This is a genomic window from Hymenobacter sp. 15J16-1T3B (genome assembly GCF_020711235.1).
GTDB lineage: Bacteria > Bacteroidota > Bacteroidia > Cytophagales > Hymenobacteraceae > Solirubrum.
Map to the genome: position 1 here is coordinate 751,019 of NZ_JAJFAV010000001.1, position 14,996 is coordinate 766,014.

General features: G+C 63.7%; 14 protein-coding genes. 11 read left to right on the forward strand and 3 right to left on the reverse strand.

The features are described from left to right. The first annotated feature begins 180 nt into the window (after positions 1-180). The 6 genes from LJ737_RS03130 to LJ737_RS03155 all read left to right on the forward strand — a co-directional run bounded on the left by LJ737_RS03130 (position 181) and on the right by LJ737_RS03155 (position 8,417). Positions 181-1,905, forward strand: coding sequence for a CotH kinase family protein (locus tag LJ737_RS03130; protein WP_227762885.1), 1,725 nt, complete (start codon positions 181-183; stop codon positions 1,903-1,905). 638 nt (positions 1,906-2,543) lie between these two features. Beyond that, entirely contained in the window at positions 2,544-4,913 is a 2,370-nt protein-coding gene (locus tag LJ737_RS03135; protein WP_227762886.1) for a ribonucleoside-diphosphate reductase subunit alpha, read from the forward strand. Positions 4,914-5,793: 880 nt separating this feature from the next. Continuing rightward, positions 5,794-6,150, forward strand: a complete 357-nt coding sequence (locus LJ737_RS03140) for a hypothetical protein (protein WP_227762887.1) — start codon at positions 5,794-5,796, stop codon at positions 6,148-6,150. Between the two features lie 314 nt (positions 6,151-6,464). Then, the gene (locus LJ737_RS03145; protein ID WP_227762888.1) at positions 6,465-7,058 is read left to right on the forward strand and encodes a hypothetical protein; all 594 of its coding nucleotides are present in this window, start codon (positions 6,465-6,467) and stop codon (positions 7,056-7,058) included. Between the two features lie 63 nt (positions 7,059-7,121). Continuing rightward, on the forward strand, positions 7,122-7,328 hold the full coding sequence (locus tag LJ737_RS03150; protein WP_227762889.1) for a hypothetical protein: 207 nt from the start codon (positions 7,122-7,124) through the stop codon (positions 7,326-7,328). A gap of 399 nt (positions 7,329-7,727) precedes the next feature. Continuing rightward, positions 7,728-8,417: a DUF6882 domain-containing protein gene (locus tag LJ737_RS03155; RefSeq protein ID WP_227762890.1), complete on the forward strand. Its 690-nt coding sequence runs from the start codon at positions 7,728-7,730 to the stop codon at positions 8,415-8,417. A 271-nt stretch (positions 8,418-8,688) separates the two neighbouring features. Here LJ737_RS03155 and LJ737_RS03160 read toward each other — a convergent pair whose 3' ends face one another. Beyond that, positions 8,689-9,714, reverse strand: a complete 1,026-nt coding sequence (locus tag LJ737_RS03160) for a ScyD/ScyE family protein (protein WP_227762891.1) — start codon at positions 9,712-9,714, stop codon at positions 8,689-8,691. 223 nt (positions 9,715-9,937) lie between these two features. Further along, positions 9,938-10,222, reverse strand: coding sequence for a hypothetical protein (locus LJ737_RS03165; RefSeq protein ID WP_227762893.1), 285 nt, complete (start codon positions 10,220-10,222; stop codon positions 9,938-9,940). A gap of 209 nt (positions 10,223-10,431) precedes the next feature. Here LJ737_RS03165 and LJ737_RS03170 point away from each other — a divergent pair, with 209 nt between their 5' ends. Beyond that, positions 10,432-10,812 (forward strand): hypothetical protein, encoded by a 381-nt coding sequence (locus LJ737_RS03170; RefSeq protein ID WP_227762894.1) that lies wholly within the window; start codon positions 10,432-10,434, stop codon positions 10,810-10,812. A 57-nt stretch (positions 10,813-10,869) separates the two neighbouring features. Here the strand turns inward: LJ737_RS03170 and LJ737_RS03175 are convergent, their stop codons facing one another. Continuing rightward, complete coding sequence (locus tag LJ737_RS03175; RefSeq protein WP_227762895.1) at positions 10,870-11,337, reverse strand: hypothetical protein; 468 nt, start codon at positions 11,335-11,337, stop codon at positions 10,870-10,872. Between the two features lie 303 nt (positions 11,338-11,640). Here LJ737_RS03175 and LJ737_RS03180 point away from each other — a divergent pair, with 303 nt between their 5' ends. The 4 genes from LJ737_RS03180 (at position 11,641) to LJ737_RS03195 (ending at position 14,906) form a co-directional block, all read left to right on the forward strand. Continuing rightward, positions 11,641-12,219, forward strand: coding sequence for a DUF4269 domain-containing protein (locus tag LJ737_RS03180; RefSeq protein ID WP_227762896.1), 579 nt, complete (start codon positions 11,641-11,643; stop codon positions 12,217-12,219). A 180-nt stretch (positions 12,220-12,399) separates the two neighbouring features. Continuing rightward, positions 12,400-12,807: a hypothetical protein gene (locus LJ737_RS03185; RefSeq protein ID WP_227762897.1), complete on the forward strand. Its 408-nt coding sequence runs from the start codon at positions 12,400-12,402 to the stop codon at positions 12,805-12,807. A 153-nt stretch (positions 12,808-12,960) separates the two neighbouring features. Next, a complete protein-coding gene (locus LJ737_RS03190) occupies positions 12,961-14,235 on the forward strand; it encodes a TPM domain-containing protein (RefSeq protein ID WP_227762898.1) in 1,275 nt (424 codons plus the stop codon). A gap of 248 nt (positions 14,236-14,483) precedes the next feature. Beyond that, the gene (locus LJ737_RS03195; protein ID WP_227762899.1) at positions 14,484-14,906 is read left to right on the forward strand and encodes a hypothetical protein; all 423 of its coding nucleotides are present in this window, start codon (positions 14,484-14,486) and stop codon (positions 14,904-14,906) included. Positions 14,907-14,996 lie beyond the last annotated feature (90 nt).

Consider the following 14,996-nt stretch of genomic DNA (forward strand, 5'->3'; position numbering starts at 1 on the left):
GCCCGGCCCGTTGGTCGACCCAACCCGCCAACCCGTCTAAGCGAGTTGCCGGCAACCGTTACGCATCCCGAATTTTCGGCCGCCGGGCTGAAGGTGCAACTGCGCGTACTGCGCCGCGCCGCCGCACGGCCCGGCGCCGCTGCTTTTCCCGACTCTACCTGTCCAGACAACTCCCCATTTATGCGACAAATCCTTACGCCTGTCCGCCTCGTGTGGGCGCTGCTTGCCCTGCTGCTGCCGGCCCTGCCCGCCGCGGCCGGCGGTGATACGCTCACCGTGCCGGCCCCGTACTACCACGTCGACGCCGCCAACCACCTCATCCTCGTCAACCAAGATGTCGACGTGCTCAGCGCCGGAGCTACCACCAACCCCAACTACCTCGCCCTCGACCGCGTCTACAGCCTGACCCGGCCGCTGGGCCGCATCAGCACCGACTCGTCGTACCGGGCGGTGGCCGCGGGCGCGGCGTACACGCTGTTTTTTACCAAGCTGCCGGTGGTGCACATCGACACCCGCTACCCGATTGTGGACGCGCCCAGCGTGTACGCGCAGCTGCAGCTGACGGAAACGTCCGGGCGGCAGGTGCAGGCCAAGCTCGGCATTGAAATTCGCGGCGGCTCGTCGCAGGCGCTGCCCAAGAAATCCTACGAGCTGAGCTTCTGGGCCGATACCACCGGCGCCAGCTCGGCCGACGTGACGCTGCTGGGCATGCGCACCGACAACAAGTACAACCTGCAGGCCCTCTACAACGAGCCGCTGCGCTTCCGCAGCAAGGTAGCCAACGCGCTCTGGCAGGAAATTCACCAGATCTACTACAAAGCCCAGGAGCCCGAGGCCAAAAACGGCATTGCCATGCAGTACGCCGAGCTGTTCTTGAACGGCGAGTACCGCGGCCTCTACGCCCTGACCGAGCGCGTGGACCGCAAGCAGCTCAAGCTCAAGAAGTACAACAACGGCATCACCGGCGAGCTGTACAAGGGCGTCGACTGGGCCGGGGCGCCCACGTTCAGCTCGGTGCCGCCCTTCGACAACACCCTCGACACCTGGGCCGGCTTCGAGTACAAGCACCCCGAAGAGCAGATCGACTGGACCAACCTCTACAACTTCTGCCTCTTCGTCAAAAACAGCACCGACGCCAACTTCTACGCCAACTATCGGCAGAAATTTCACCTGGGCAACGCGGTCGACTACTACCTGTTTCTGAACCTGACCCGGGCCACCGACAACACCGGCAAAAACATTTACATCGCCAAGTACAAGCAGGGCGAGCCGTACTACTACGTGCCCTGGGACCTCGACGGCGTGTTCGGCACCGACTGGCAGGGCGTGAACACCGGCTCCGTCGACGACATCCTCACCAACGGCTTCTACCAGCGCCTCAACCAGGACTGCTCCGCCGGCGGCTTCCGCCAGACACTGACCGCCCGCTGGCAGGCCCTGCGCACCACGGTGATTACCGAGCAGCACATCATGGCCAAGTTTCGCGCCGAATACAACTACCTGGCCGGCAACAATGCCTACGCCCGTGAGCAGCTGGTGTGGGGCGGCACCCAGCAGGACACCACCCAGCTGGGCTACATCCAGGGCTGGGTGCGCAGCCGCCTGAGCTACCTCGATGGGGTGTTTGGCCAGAGCTGCAACGGCGTGACGGCGGCCAAAACCGCGGCCACGGTCAACCCCCTGCTGCAGCTCTACCCCAACCCCGCCACCGACAACCTGCGCATCGAGAGCGAAGCCCGCGGCGGCGAGCTGAGCCTCCGCGACCTGAGCGGCCGTGTGGTGCTGCAAACGACGCTGAAAAGCGCCCAAAGCCAAGTGGACGTGCGCGCCCTGCGCCGCGGCCTGTACGTGGTGACGCTGAAAACGCCCACCGCCGTGGTCACGCAGAAGCTGCTGCTGGAGTAGCGGCCGCTTGTCAGTAAGAATGCAAAAGCCCGCGGCCAAGGTCGCGGGCTTTTTTGTTGGCAGAGGGCCAATAAAGACGGAGGAAACCAGCCCGTCATCCTGGGCTTAGCGAAGGACCTTCCTCGCACCCCGCGCCGCCGCCCAAGTCCAAGCTCAGAAGCTCAGGCGTTGTAATTATAAGCCAGCCACGTCGGGTTCATGGTGGCAATGAGCGCATCCTTCTTGGCCCGGGTCCAGCCCTTCAATTCTTTCTCCCGGGCAATAGCAAGGTCCTTCGCTAAGCTCAGGATGACCGTTCAGCTTTGTCGGTCTTTTCCTACTCCCTTTGGCCGGAAACAGCCCCAACCAGCTTAGCAAAACCGGCCCAAATCAGCAACCTGATTTTGCCGGCTTCGGCGCCCAAAACGCTTATGTGGATAACTTCTAAAAATCGGCCCGCACGGTAGCGGGAACCGATTGTGGAAAACTTTCCGGCCGCGGATTGATTCAGGCAAACAATGCGGCCGAGTATATTCCGGACAGTAACGGCGCGGACCGGGCACGAAACGGATGAGCTTAGGCTAATTCCTCTCTGCCCAGTCCGCGCTGCCGCAACCCACACACCTCCAACCCTTTTTACGCCAAACCTCACCCCGCCTATGCTGGTAATTAAACGCGACGGCCGGCGCGAGTCCGTCAAGTTCGACAAAGTCACGGCTCGCATCGAGAAACTGTGCTACGGGCTGAACATGCTCTTCGTCTCCCCCATCGAGGTGGCCAAGAAGGTCATCGACGGGATTTACGACGGCGTAACGACCGTGGAGCTCGATAACCTGGCGGCCGAAACCGCCGCCTCGCTCACCACCAAGCACCCGGATTACGCGATTCTCGCGGCCCGCATTGCGGTGAGCAACCTGCACAAGGTGACCTCGAAGTCCTTCTCCTCCACGATGAAGCGGCTCTACACCTACGAGGACCCCAAAAACGGCGACAACGCCTCCCTGGTGGCCCGCGACGTGTGGGAAGTGGTGCACAAGCACGCCGCCCAGCTCGACTCGGCCATTATCTACGACCGGGACTACAACTACGACTACTTCGGCTTCAAGACGCTGGAGCGCTCCTACCTGCTGCGCCTCGACGGCAAGGTGGTGGAACGCCCCCAGCACATGCTGATGCGCGTGGCCGTGGGCATCCACAAGGACGACATCGAGCAGGCCATCGAAACCTACAACCTGATGTCGGAGCGCTGGTTTACCCACGCTACCCCTACCCTCTTCAACGCCGGCACGCCCAAGCCGCAGCTGAGCTCCTGCTTCCTGCTGACGATGAAGGACGACTCCATCGAGGGCATCTACGACACGCTGAAGAACTGCGCGCTGATTTCGCAGTCGGCCGGCGGCATCGGGCTGGCCGTGCACAACGTGCGCGCCACTGGTAGCTACATCAAGGGCACGAATGGCACCTCCAACGGCCTGGTGCCCATGCTGAAGGTATTCAACGACACGGCCCGCTACGTGGACCAGGGCGGCGGCAAGCGCAAGGGCGCCTTCGCCATCTACATCGAGCCCTGGCACGCCGATATCATCGACTTCCTGGACCTCAAGAAGAACCACGGCAAGGAGGAAAACCGCGCCCGCGACCTGTTCTACGCCCTCTGGATCAACGACCTGTTTATGAAGCGGGTGGAGAGCAACGGCGAATGGACGCTGATGTGCCCCCACGAGTGCCCGGGCCTCGACACGAGCTGGGGCGAGGACTTCGAGAAGCTCTACCAGAAGTACGAGCGCGAAGGCCGCGGCCGCAAGACCATCAAGGCCCAGGAGCTGTGGTTTGCCATCCTGGAAAGCCAGACCGAGACGGGCACGCCCTACATGCTGTTTAAGGACGCAGCCAACCGCAAGTCCAACCAGCAGAACCTGGGCACCATCAAGTCGTCGAACCTGTGCACCGAGATTATGGAGTACACGGATGCCGACGAAATTGCCGTCTGCAACCTGGCTTCCCTGGCCCTGCCGCGCTACGTATCGGAGAAAGATGGCAAGGCCTTCTTCGACCACCAGCGCCTGTTCGAGGTGACCTACCACGCCACCAAGAACCTCAACAAGGTTATCGACATCAACTACTACCCCGTGCCGGAAGCGGAGCGCAGCAACAAGCGCCACCGCCCCATCGGCCTGGGCGTGCAGGGCCTGGCTGATACCTTCATTGCCCTGCGCATGCCCTTCGAGAGCGAGGAAGCCAAGGGCCTGAACAAGGACATCTTCGAAACCATCTACTTCGCCGCCGTGACGGCCTCCAAGGACCTCGCCAAGCGCGACGGGCACTACGAGACCTTCCCCGGCTCGCCCATGAGCAAGGGCCAGTTCCAGTTCGACATGTGGGGCGTCACGCCCGAGTCGGGCCGCTGGGACTGGAACGCGCTGCGCGCCGAGGTGATGGAGCACGGCGTGCGCAACTCGCTGCTGGTGGCGCCCATGCCCACCGCCTCGACCGCCCAGATCCTGGGCAACAACGAATCGTTTGAGCCCTACACCTCGAACATCTACGTGCGCCGCGTGCTCAGCGGGGAGTTTATGGTGGTGAACAAGCACCTGCTCAAGGACCTGGTGAAGCTGGGCCTCTGGAACGACCAGATGAAGCAGGACATCATTGCCGCCAACGGCTCGGTGCAGGACATTCCCAGCATCCCGCAGTCCATCAAGGACCTCTACAAGACGGTTTGGGAAATCTCGCAGCGCACCATCATCGACATGGCCGCCGACCGCGGGGCTTACATCTGCCAGAGCCAGAGCCTGAACCTGCACGTGCAGAACCCCAACTTCGGCAAGCTGACCTCGATGCACTTCCACGCCTGGAAGCGCGGCCTGAAGACCGGCATGTACTACCTGCGCACCAAAGCCGCTGCCGACGCCATCAAGTTCACCGTGCAGAAGCAAGCCGCCGAAACGCTAGAACCCGTCTACGACCAGGCCGCCGCCATGGCCTGCTCGCTGGATAATCCGGACGCCTGCGAAGCTTGCAGCGCGTAAGTGAAAAGGGCAGGGAGCTAAGGCTTCCTGCCCTCTTTTCTTCACCTAAAACTGCTTGGATGAGAACATAGCCTTCAACAGCCACAGCCGAAAGGGCGTCCTGTGGCTATGAATGCGACCAAACAAAAAAAGAGGCACCGCGCCAACGGTAACCTCTTCTTTGGGAGGAGCAAGACGCCCCTCGTATTTCCAAACTAACCTCTGTATCCCATGGCCCTAGTAAAGCGTGGTAACAGTCGAAAGTTTGGTAAGAAATTCCCTTCAAACGATTTCTTAGCTAGGTGGACTTTGATCCTAGGGTTGATAACCGCTACTGGGAAGTCTTTCGAAGTGTGGGTGCCATTGCTGGCGCCACACTTGAAAGTGTTTCTTGCCATTCTTAACAGCTGGTTCTAGTAGATAGTTACTGAAACCTGCCAGCGGGCGGTAGAACAGATGTTCTATCGCCCGTCTTGTTAAAGGAAGCGCCGAAGACGTGTTTTCTACAAATGTTCTTGTAACGAAATTTCGTAAACCAGCTTTGCAACGCGCAAATGCAGCTAAGCTCAGGCTGGTATCTCTTCCAAAAAGCTGCTAAATCGTGTTTTTTCTTTCGCTGGTATTCTATACCTTCTTACAGCCCAGCAGACTCAACTTGTCATGCAGCCCCCAACCAAACCTTCATCATCTGCCAATTCCTCGCCGACACCAGCGAATCGTTCGATGACCGGTAAGACGCCGGAAGAGTACGAAGCCAGGCGCATCAGCGGGCCGCTCTCGAAGCAGGAGTTTCTGGCGTACCTGCGTGAGAATGGAAAGCTGGCCTCGTAATCTGGACTTCTGATAAATTGAAAGCCCCAGCCGCAAGGTTGGGGCTTTTTGCTTTTGAATTACTATTGCTATGGGCACGTTCAATACCCTACACGCTCCAGCACAATGTCCCGCCTGTCAGTTCACTTATCCGGGAGAATACCAGTTTAAATTTGGCCTCACTTGGTTGTTAGATTACCATTTGGGAGATAAGCTGCAATGGGACGACAGCAAAGCCAACATTGGCAAGCCGCATTTGGCTCGGGTCAAGATCTACGCTGTTCTCGCCAATGATACTTGTCCTAACTGCGGAGTCAAACGAGATAAATACACCGATGAGTTTGACATTCATGTAGAAAATGACGTGTTGCTTTCCATCACGCCGATGGAGACGTACGATATTTACATGAATGAGCCAGATGCAGAAGGTGACTATGCAATACTGTAGCAAGTATAACAGCGGCCCCAAGACAGCACCGCCGCCCGGATACTGGCTATCCGGGCGGCGGTGCTGTCTTGGGGTCTGTGGACAGTAAGCAAAAAGAACGTCATGCTTCGACAAGCTCAGCATGACGTTCTAAAAAGCAGTAGAGTGCCCTCTTGAGTTACTCTGTCCATACCCTGGTTAAGAATATCAAGTGAATTCCAAGGAGGTACGCAGGGGGCTGTCCGGTCAACACATGTTTATGTGAGGCGCCGGATGGGGCTGCTGGCACAACCTTGGCACCCGCGGAAAGTCTCTTCTCAACAAACTGCTTTCCCATGCCCTTCAATCCCTACCAACTCGCCTCGCTGGCAGCGCTGCTGGCGCTGGCCACTGGCTGCCGGCACAACGACCCGGCGCCCCGCGCCGATTACTCCTTCTCGCGTCATTTTCACACACTCGACGGCGTGGTGCCCGCTCAGTCCGAACGCGCAGAGCATCCCAGCAATACCATTCAGGCCGCGGCCGAGCTCACCGAGGCGGGACTGGAGCTCCGCTTCTACCCGCCCGCCAACCAGGAAGAGCTTACGTTGCACGTGCCCAGCGACAAGCTCAAGCCGGGGCTGGTGGGCGACTACAGCGCGGACGAAGACGGCGCCCCACGCACGACGTGCAAAACGTACTACGTGTACCGCTTCGATGCGCCCCCCTTTACCCAAGAGCGGCTGTATACCAACCGAGTGCCAGTGTCTTATTCGCCCTCCGGCACGCTGCACATCACCAAGTACGACGCGCGCCGCAAGCTCCTCAGCGGCACCTACGACCTAAGCTTCGCCTTTATTCCTGACCCCAAGGGCCCCACGTCGAGCGGGCTGGTCACGTGGCGTCTAGATCTGGAAGGCAAGTTTGACAACATGGTTGTGCGGCCTTAAAAGGCCAAGCCCGGCACTGGGCAATAAGGCCGTTGAGGCCGCGTCCGAGCAGCCTAACGCTGAGTGGTTTTTTCGCCCCACCCGGCCACCCTCTATGACGAAAGCCCCGCCGGGGCGCGCAGCGGTAAGGTCAGCCAGAAGGACCAGGGCGAGGCCCAGGTGCGCAAGGCCCTGCGCAGCCTCATTCACCACGTGAAGGCCAACTACCCCGACGCCTACGCGGCCGAGCTGCGCGGCCTGAGCTTCCAAAAGGAGTCGTTCGGCAGCTAAGCAGAAGCGCCCCAGCGGCCCCAAGACACCGCCGCCCGGCTACTGGCTATCCGGGCGGCGGTGTTCTTAGGGGCTGTGTGGACAGTAGGCATGACGGTCTAGAAAGACGTAGACAACCAGCTCCCATGACGCGGCAGCGGCTGCTGCGGGGCAGCTACACGGCGCAGCAGGCCCAGGTGCCCACGCCCATAGAGTGGGCACCTGGGCCTGCACGGCGGCGGTGAGCGGTACCTTCATCAATCTACAAGTGCAGGAATAAGCCGGCTGCTGCGCGGGGCGTAGCGCGGAGCCCGCTCATGCCGGCAGCCGGGCCGCAGCCCCACGGGACAACTTTGCTTATCCGCAGCAGTAAGCCCTACCAAAGCCCCAACCATTCCCGAACCCTAGCCCATTTTCGCTATGACCCCAGCCGAACTCGAGACCACGCCGTGCAAATCCGTGCAGCAACTGCTGGAGCGCTACGGCGCCATTGCCTACGACAAGCAAAACGACCTGTTCGACGTCATCGGCGAGAACAGCTGGAGCTTCGACATGGCGGCCGGCACGATTTCGTTCGGGCCGGCGCTGGTGTTTCCGGTGCAGATTCTGGGCACGTTTTCGCATTCCTCCGAGAGCTGGCTGTGGGCCTGGGCCAACACCCAATCGGGCATTCCGGAGCGGCTGCTGACGCAGGCCCGGCAGCTCAAAACCTACGGAGAGGAGCAGGAAATCGACCTGCTCAAGCACGACGCCGTCGACGCGGAGGAAGACGACCTGCACCTGATCGGCTCCATTGCCTCGGGCCTGTTCGACGCCAGCGGCTACTACCTGGCCGATTACGGGCAGGGCATCATGCTCATCACCCTCAAGAGCGAGCTGATTGACCAGCACCGCAAACACGACGTAGCCCGGCTGCTGCACGCCTTTCCGGAGGCTATTTCGCTCTACGAGCTAGACCACCGGCCGGCCTTCATCAGCTACGCCGCCCTCAAAGGCTACACCGTGACCGAGCAGGCCGACGCGGTAACAGCTAGCAGCGCCGCCGGTAGCCTCACCGCCACCTTCGACAGCCTCGGCCGTCTGAGCAACCTGAGCGGCAGCAGCAGCTAAAGCCACGCGCTAGGGGCTGGAATCCGTACGTCAAACATGGGTTGCGGCCGCGATTCGGAACCTCAGACTTGGTCTAGCTGGCATCCGCCCAGTCGAACCGCCGGGCGCCGCATGGCAAGCAGCCCGGTCGCTTCGCTGCGTCTCCGGCGGGCTCCTCGGTCCCGGCGCTTTCCTCGCTTTGGCTGCGCAGCCTACAAAGAAGAGCCGGGCGAAGCGCCAGAAACGCTCCGCCCGGCCCTGCACGGCCGTAGCTGGAATGACCTAGCGGCTCTTAGTACTTCAGCTTCTGAATGGTGCCGGCGCCGTTGCTGAGCACGTAGTAAAACTGAGGGTTGAGGCGCTCAATGTCGGTGATGCGGTCCTGGCCCCCGGCCACGGTAACGCCCGCATCGGTGGCGACCCGGCCGGTGGATGGCTGCCAGCCCACGGTGGTGGGCGGGTTGAACACGAACCGGCCGTACTCGGTCACGAGCAGGCCGCCGTTGCCGGCCGGGGCCAGGTTGGTGAGGGCCGTGAAGCCCGTGCGGTAGTCGCTCACGACGCCGCTGGTGCTGATCTGCAGGATTTTGGCGGCGCCTGCCAGGAAGGGGAAGCCCGTCAGCGTGGTCACCAGGAACTTGCTGCCGTCGTAGATGATGCCGGTGGGTACGGGCTGAATCTGGTTGGGCGCCGACGGGGGCGTAATGTTGGCAATGCGGGCGAATACGCTCAGCGCCTGTGTGGCCAGGTTGACTTTGATGATGGCGTTGGCCCCGGCATCGGCAATGTAGAGGTGGCCGTCGGGCCCGAAGGTGAGGTCGTACAGGTTGGAGTCGAGCGGGGTCGAGAGGTTCTGCGACAGCACGAAGGGCTTGATGCTGATGTAGGGCAGAGTGCTGGCCGCCACCGGGGCGTCGTGGTTTTTGTAGCCGGAGACGTCGGCCAGGTACAGGCGGCCGTTGAGCCCGTCGAGGATGTAGAGCACCCCGTCGCGGTAGAGCACGTGGTTGAGGGCGCCCAGCTCCCCGTTGGGCAGCACCGCCGAGCCGAAGCCCACAAAGGCCGTCTGCACGTCGCCGTTGGGCGTGACCACCGCCACCGAGGCGTCGTTTTGGCCGGTGCCGCTTTGGCTTACCCACACGCGGTTGCGGTTGTCGACGCTCAAGCCGATGGGCTTCACGAGCTGGTCGGTGAGCAGGGTGGTTTGGGCGTCCTGAGCGGTGGTAGCGCTGGGCGCTATTTGGTCTAGGTCGGTTTGCTTGGCGCAGGCCGTGGCTAGTAGGAGGGAGGCGGCAAGCAGGGAGCGGGCGTGTAACATAGGTGCGGGGTTGAAGGAAAACAGGAACGTGTGAATTGGCAGCTAAAGCCCCTGATTGGCAGCGACTTTAGCTCGGAATGTAGATAAAATATTGTGTTTAATGAATATTAAATTTGACTGTTTCCCATTTCAGGACCAAACCCGCCGGTCGGCCCGGGCCAAAAACAGACCGCCCGCTTCTGCGCAGGGCAAAAGCGGGCGGGGCTGGAAAGAGCGGGGCGGCTTAGTGGCGGCCGTGTCCGTGGCCGCGGCCGTGCCCTCGGCCCGGGTGGCCGGCGGGCACGTAGTACACCGGCTGGGCCGGCACCAGCATCACGGGCCGCGGCTGGTAGTAATGGCGGTGGTGCTTCTTGTATTTGACCTTGACCGGGTGCACCTCGCGCACCACAACTACGGGAGGCGGGGGCGGCGTGCCGATGTTGATGGTGACCTGCGCGCGGGCCGGGGTGGCGCTGAAGGCCAGGGCTGCACCCACCAGCAGGGGGGCTAGGAGGAGAGAGTGACGCATACGGTGGAATTGAAGAGGAGAATGACGGCTCCGGAGCGGGTCAAAGATTAAGCCAAGATACGCACTTCGGCCGGGACGGGCGGCGCGGACTTGACGCAAGCATAACCCTGCGGTACCACGGGCGCAACACTGCCGCCGCACCTTTGTCGCGGCCAACGCCTGCGGGCCGCGGCCGGGTTTTCGGCCGACTGCTAATCCTTCCTGATGCTATGAAACTGCTGCTGCAAACCGCCGCCCTGATGAGCCTGCTCCTGATCGGAACCGAGCGGGCCGCCACCGCCCAAGAGCCCGCCGGCCAGCCCGTGTCGCTCGACCAAGTGGCCGATTGCGTGTACCTGGTCCGCGTGAGCAACCCCGCCCAAGTGCCCGGCCGCCTGCAACTGGTGCGTGCCACCGACGGCGCCGTGCTCTACGAGCAGGCCAGCACCGCGGCCGCGTTCGGCCAGAAGCTGAACGTGAGCCACCTCGCCGACGGCCGCTACGCCGTGGTGGTGAAGCTGGGCCCGGCCACCCACCGCTTTGCCCTGGATCTGCACACCACCCAAACGCGCAGTGCCCGCCTGATCAGCCTGGCCACGCCTGGGCGCTAGGCCCGCCGGCGCGTGCGGGCCACGAGCGGCCCGGCGCTCCGACTGCGGCGCTGAGAATTAGCGGCCCAAGGCGTTGGTGGCGGCCGTCGGCTGCAGCAGCTGCTGCAAGGCAGGCGTAGCGGCCACGGTCTCGTCGAAGCAGGCGGCGCGGTAGTAGCGGTCGGTTTGGGGGTTCAGGCGGGTAAACAGGCCTTTGCGGGCCCCGCTGGGCAGGTGCTGTTCGGCGGCGGCTTCCTGGTAGATGACCTCTTTGCCGGTTTTGGCCTGGGTAAATACCCGCACGAACACCCGCTGGGCGCTGATCTGGTGCGTCTGCGGGTTGTAGCTCACCAGCACCAGCGGCTCGTTTTGGTGGGCCCGGGCGGCGCGGACGGCGGCGGGCATGTCCTTTTTCAGGTAGGTCAGCGGCAGGTCCAGTGCGCAGCTGTTCAGCTGCTGCTCGCCCGGAAACAGCTCGGGCCGCGCAGGGGCCGTCGGTTCGCCGCACAGGCGGACCAACGACGTCCAGAGTATCAATAAAAGCATAACGAAAGCCAGCACAAGGGCGGGCGGAACAGGTGGAGTCGGCCAGCGGCCGGGTGGACGGTGGAGCGTTTGGGGGGAGCCGCGCCTTCTCAACCAGCAGGCTGCCGGGTAAGTTATGCCGAGGTGTGGGGCAAGAAACGCGGCTCGCGCAAGCGGCCCGGTATGCTTACGGGCTGGGGCAGCGCAAGTTCTACCAAGTCACACCTTCGGCGGCTCCGCCCGCCGGGTGCCCGCGGGGCCGCCCTGCTAGGGAGGCAGCGAGCGGGTGGCCGGGGCGGCGCGGGTCTCAGTAAGTTTGGGCCCATGCGCAACTGGCATACCATCGACTACCTGCAAACCGGCACGCCGCGGCAGCAAGCGGCCTACGCGGCCCTGCAGCAGCTGGGTATTCTGGGCACGCTGGCCGCCTACGGTCCGGTGCTGGCCGGCACCCTGCCGCTGGCCGTCGACGTGGCCGGCAGCGACCTGGACCTGATCTGCCAAGCAAGCGCGGCGCAGCTGCCCGGCTTCGGGGAGCTGCTGCGGAGCCAGTACGGGGCCTTGCCCGGCTTTGAGCTGCACCACACGCGCTGGCAGGAACAGCCCACGGTGGTCTGCCGCTTTCACGCCGCGGGCTTCGACTGGGAAGTCTTTGCGCAGCCGCTACCGGCGCGGCAGCAACAGGCCCTGCGGCATCTGCACGTGGAGCACGCGGTGCTGCAGGCCGGCGGGGAAGCCTGGCGCCGGGCGGTGCAGCAGCTCAAGCAGCAGGGCCTGAAAACCGAGCCGGCTTTTGCCCAGCTGCTTGGCCTCTCCGGCGACCCGTACGCGGCCCTGCTCGCGCTGGAAGCCTGGCCGGCGGAAATGCTGCGCGCCTACGTGGCCGCGCGGCCGCTGCCCTGAGCGGCCGGCGGCGCGGGGCCGGCGGTACAACTTTCTGAAAAATACCAACCTCGGCGAAAAATCATAGGCTTTTCAAGCAACGGATGAGGGGAATTGGTGCCTGTACGAATGTTTTCGTTGAGGCCGCCCGCGGCCTTCAGCGGGCTCCAATCTTCCAACCCTTTTTACCACCTAACCGCTATGAAAACCTTCATCAAAACGGCGTCCCGCTTCGCGCTGGCCGCCTGCCTGGGCCTCGTAGGCACCAGCCTGCCGGCCCGCGCCCAAGCCGTCGGGCGGCCCCAGCCCGTGTGCATCGACCAGGTCGGGCCCTTTTCCTACCTGGTGCGCGTGAGCAACCCCAGCCGGCAGCAGGGCGAACTGCAGCTGCTGAGCATGGCCAACAACAAGCTGCTGTACCAGCAGTACAGCCGCGGAACCGTGTTTGGCAACCGCCTGAACGTGCAGGAGCTGCCCGATGGCCAGTACGCTTTCCTGGTGAAGGTGGGCAAGAAAACCTACAACTACACCCTCGATATTCACTCTTCCCGCGAGCGGGTGGCCCGCCTCGGCACGGTGTCGACGACGGCGCTGGCCACGGCGGAATAATTGCCAGCTGGCGTTTTTTCTGGGTTTACAGTTCGCGCCCCCGCCACTCCGGCGGGGGCGCTTTGCGTGGCTGGGGGCGGGGCCGGGGCAGCCGCGGGCGGGTGCCGGGCGTACAAGGCAGCAGTAGCATTTCACTCTTTCGACTTCGCACCTATGTACCGCTTCCTGCTCCTGGTTTTTCTGTGCCTGGTGGCTGCTTGGGGGCAGCCCGCCTACGCCGCCCCGGCTGGCGAACTGCCGCCCCGCCCCGCGCCGTTTCAGTTCGTTACCGACCAAGCCAACCTGCTGCCGCCCGCCGATGCCCAGAAGCTGGAGCAGGGCCTGCGCCGCTACGCCGACAACACCGGCACCCAAATCGTGGTGGTGACGGTGCCCACCCTCGACGGCCGCCCGGTGGCCGACTACGCCCGGGCCCTGGGCACCGCCTGGGGCGTGGGCCAGCGCGACCAAGACAACGGCGTGGTGGTGCTGCTGGCTGGGCAAGAGCACAAAGTGTCGATTCAGGCCGGCAGCGGCCTGCGCCAGCAGCTTCCTCCCGAGCTCATCAACCGCATCATCGGGGAGCAGATGACGCCTAGCTTCAAGCAGGGTAATTACTTCCTGGGCTTGCGCACCGGCCTGAATACGCTGATGCTGGCCGCCAACCCCGACTCGGACCCGCGCAAAAAAACGAGTGCTGCCGCGGGCGCCACCGCCGGAAGCGCCGCGGCTGGCAGCGACCTGAGCACCGCGGCGGCCCCGACTACCCCGGCGCTGGATGAACCGACTGCGGCTCCGGCCGAGGCGCCCTTCTCGCCCAACGAGCCGACGGCCGCTGCGGCGCCGGCGCCCGGCCCCGGCTTCGGCCTCGGGGCCATGGCGCTGGGGGCGCTGGTGCTCGGCGGTGGGGTATGGCTGCTGCTGAGGCTGTTTCGGCGGCGGGCGGCGGCCAATACTGGCTACGGCCCCGGCCAGCCAGCCGGCCCGGGGGGCTACAACCAAGCCGGGGGCTACGGCCGCGGACCCGTCAACCAGCCGGCGCCGGACTTCTACCCCAACCGCGGCGGCAGTGGCTTCGGGGGCGGTTCGGGCCCGGGACTGGGCGGCGCGCTGCTAACCGGAGCTGCCGCTGCGGCCGGAGCCTACATCGGCAACCGCATGGCTTCCGGGCACGACGCGGACCGTTACGACAACCTCGGGACCGATGCCCACGCCGCGCCGCCGCTGCCCACCGGCAGCGGGGCGTCGTCCGGCGGCTTTCCGTTGCTCGACAACACCGGCAACGACCAAGGCGGCACCGACGCGCCTGATTACTTCGCCGACGATGCCGCCGACAGCTCACCCGACTACTTCTCCTCTGGCGACTCGGGCTCCTACGACGACCCGTCGTCCGGCGACACGGGCGGCGGGGGCTTCGATGACACCAACGACAACAGCGGCTCGTGGTAAGGCGTCGGGGCGGGGGCCGCGCGGCCTCACATCTTTGGGGGAATCCCGGGGGCGGCCAACGGCACTGTAGGCACTGGGAAGCGGGTTAGGTGCTGATTGTCAGGCACGGTAGCGGTGAGTGCCCCGGATGATGTGAGTGCGCGAGCTAGCGGGGCCAAATACCTTTGCTTCTGTCAATCAGCAACGCCGCTACCGGATGGCCGGACGCGCTGCTGGTGCCCCGCCCAACCCTTCCAACCCTACCCGCTATGAAAACTGCCCTGCTCAACACTCGCTTCCTGCTCCTGGCCGCCACCGCTTGCGCCCTGGGCGTGGCCCAACCCGCCGCGGCTGCGGCCCCCGGCGCCGACCGCCCGGCCACCGCGGTCGAGGGCGTGCCGGTGCGCGTCGACAAGCTCTCGGATTTCACCTACCTGCTGAGCGTTAGCAACCCCTCACAGAAAACCAGCCAAGTGTGGCTGGAGAATCTCGAAACCGGGGCCCGCCTCTACCAAAGCAGCGACAAAGCGCCCTCGTTTGGCCGCAAGCTGAACGTGAAAAACCTCGAGGACGGGCAGTACGCCATCGTCGTGCAAACCGACCGCGTGACGCGCCGCTACACCCTGGAGTTGAGCACGCGGCCCACGCAGCGCGTGTCCATGCTGCAGGACAACGACCTGGCCACGCGCTAACCGCCGTAGCTGGGTGCTCCCCGGCCCCGCCATACCACCGGTGCCCCGGACTGGCTGCTACGCGCAGGTGGTCCGGGGCACCGGTGGTAT

Excerpts from the sequence above, each read along its gene's own strand:
- LJ737_RS03160 (WP_227762891.1), bottom strand. The coding sequence starts at position 9,714 with ATGTTACACGCCCGCTCCCTGCTTGCCGCCTCCCTCCTACTAGCCACG.
- LJ737_RS03145 (WP_227762888.1), top strand. The coding sequence starts at position 6,465 with ATGCCCTTCAATCCCTACCAACTCGCCTCGCTGGCAGCGCTGCTGGCG.
- LJ737_RS03140 (WP_227762887.1), top strand. The coding sequence starts at position 5,794 with ATGGGCACGTTCAATACCCTACACGCTCCAGCACAATGTCCCGCCTGT.
- LJ737_RS03175 (WP_227762895.1), bottom strand. The coding sequence starts at position 11,337 with ATGCTTTTATTGATACTCTGGACGTCGTTGGTCCGCCTGTGCGGCGAA.
- LJ737_RS03155 (WP_227762890.1), top strand. The coding sequence starts at position 7,728 with ATGACCCCAGCCGAACTCGAGACCACGCCGTGCAAATCCGTGCAGCAA.
- LJ737_RS03135 (WP_227762886.1), top strand. The coding sequence starts at position 2,544 with ATGCTGGTAATTAAACGCGACGGCCGGCGCGAGTCCGTCAAGTTCGAC.
- LJ737_RS03165 (WP_227762893.1), bottom strand. The coding sequence starts at position 10,222 with ATGCGTCACTCTCTCCTCCTAGCCCCCCTGCTGGTGGGTGCAGCCCTG.
- LJ737_RS03185 (WP_227762897.1), top strand. The coding sequence starts at position 12,400 with ATGAAAACCTTCATCAAAACGGCGTCCCGCTTCGCGCTGGCCGCCTGC.
- LJ737_RS03180 (WP_227762896.1), top strand. The coding sequence starts at position 11,641 with ATGCGCAACTGGCATACCATCGACTACCTGCAAACCGGCACGCCGCGG.
- LJ737_RS03190 (WP_227762898.1), top strand. The coding sequence starts at position 12,961 with ATGTACCGCTTCCTGCTCCTGGTTTTTCTGTGCCTGGTGGCTGCTTGG.
- LJ737_RS03130 (WP_227762885.1), top strand. The coding sequence starts at position 181 with ATGCGACAAATCCTTACGCCTGTCCGCCTCGTGTGGGCGCTGCTTGCC.
- LJ737_RS03195 (WP_227762899.1), top strand. The coding sequence starts at position 14,484 with ATGAAAACTGCCCTGCTCAACACTCGCTTCCTGCTCCTGGCCGCCACC.
- LJ737_RS03170 (WP_227762894.1), top strand. The coding sequence starts at position 10,432 with ATGAAACTGCTGCTGCAAACCGCCGCCCTGATGAGCCTGCTCCTGATC.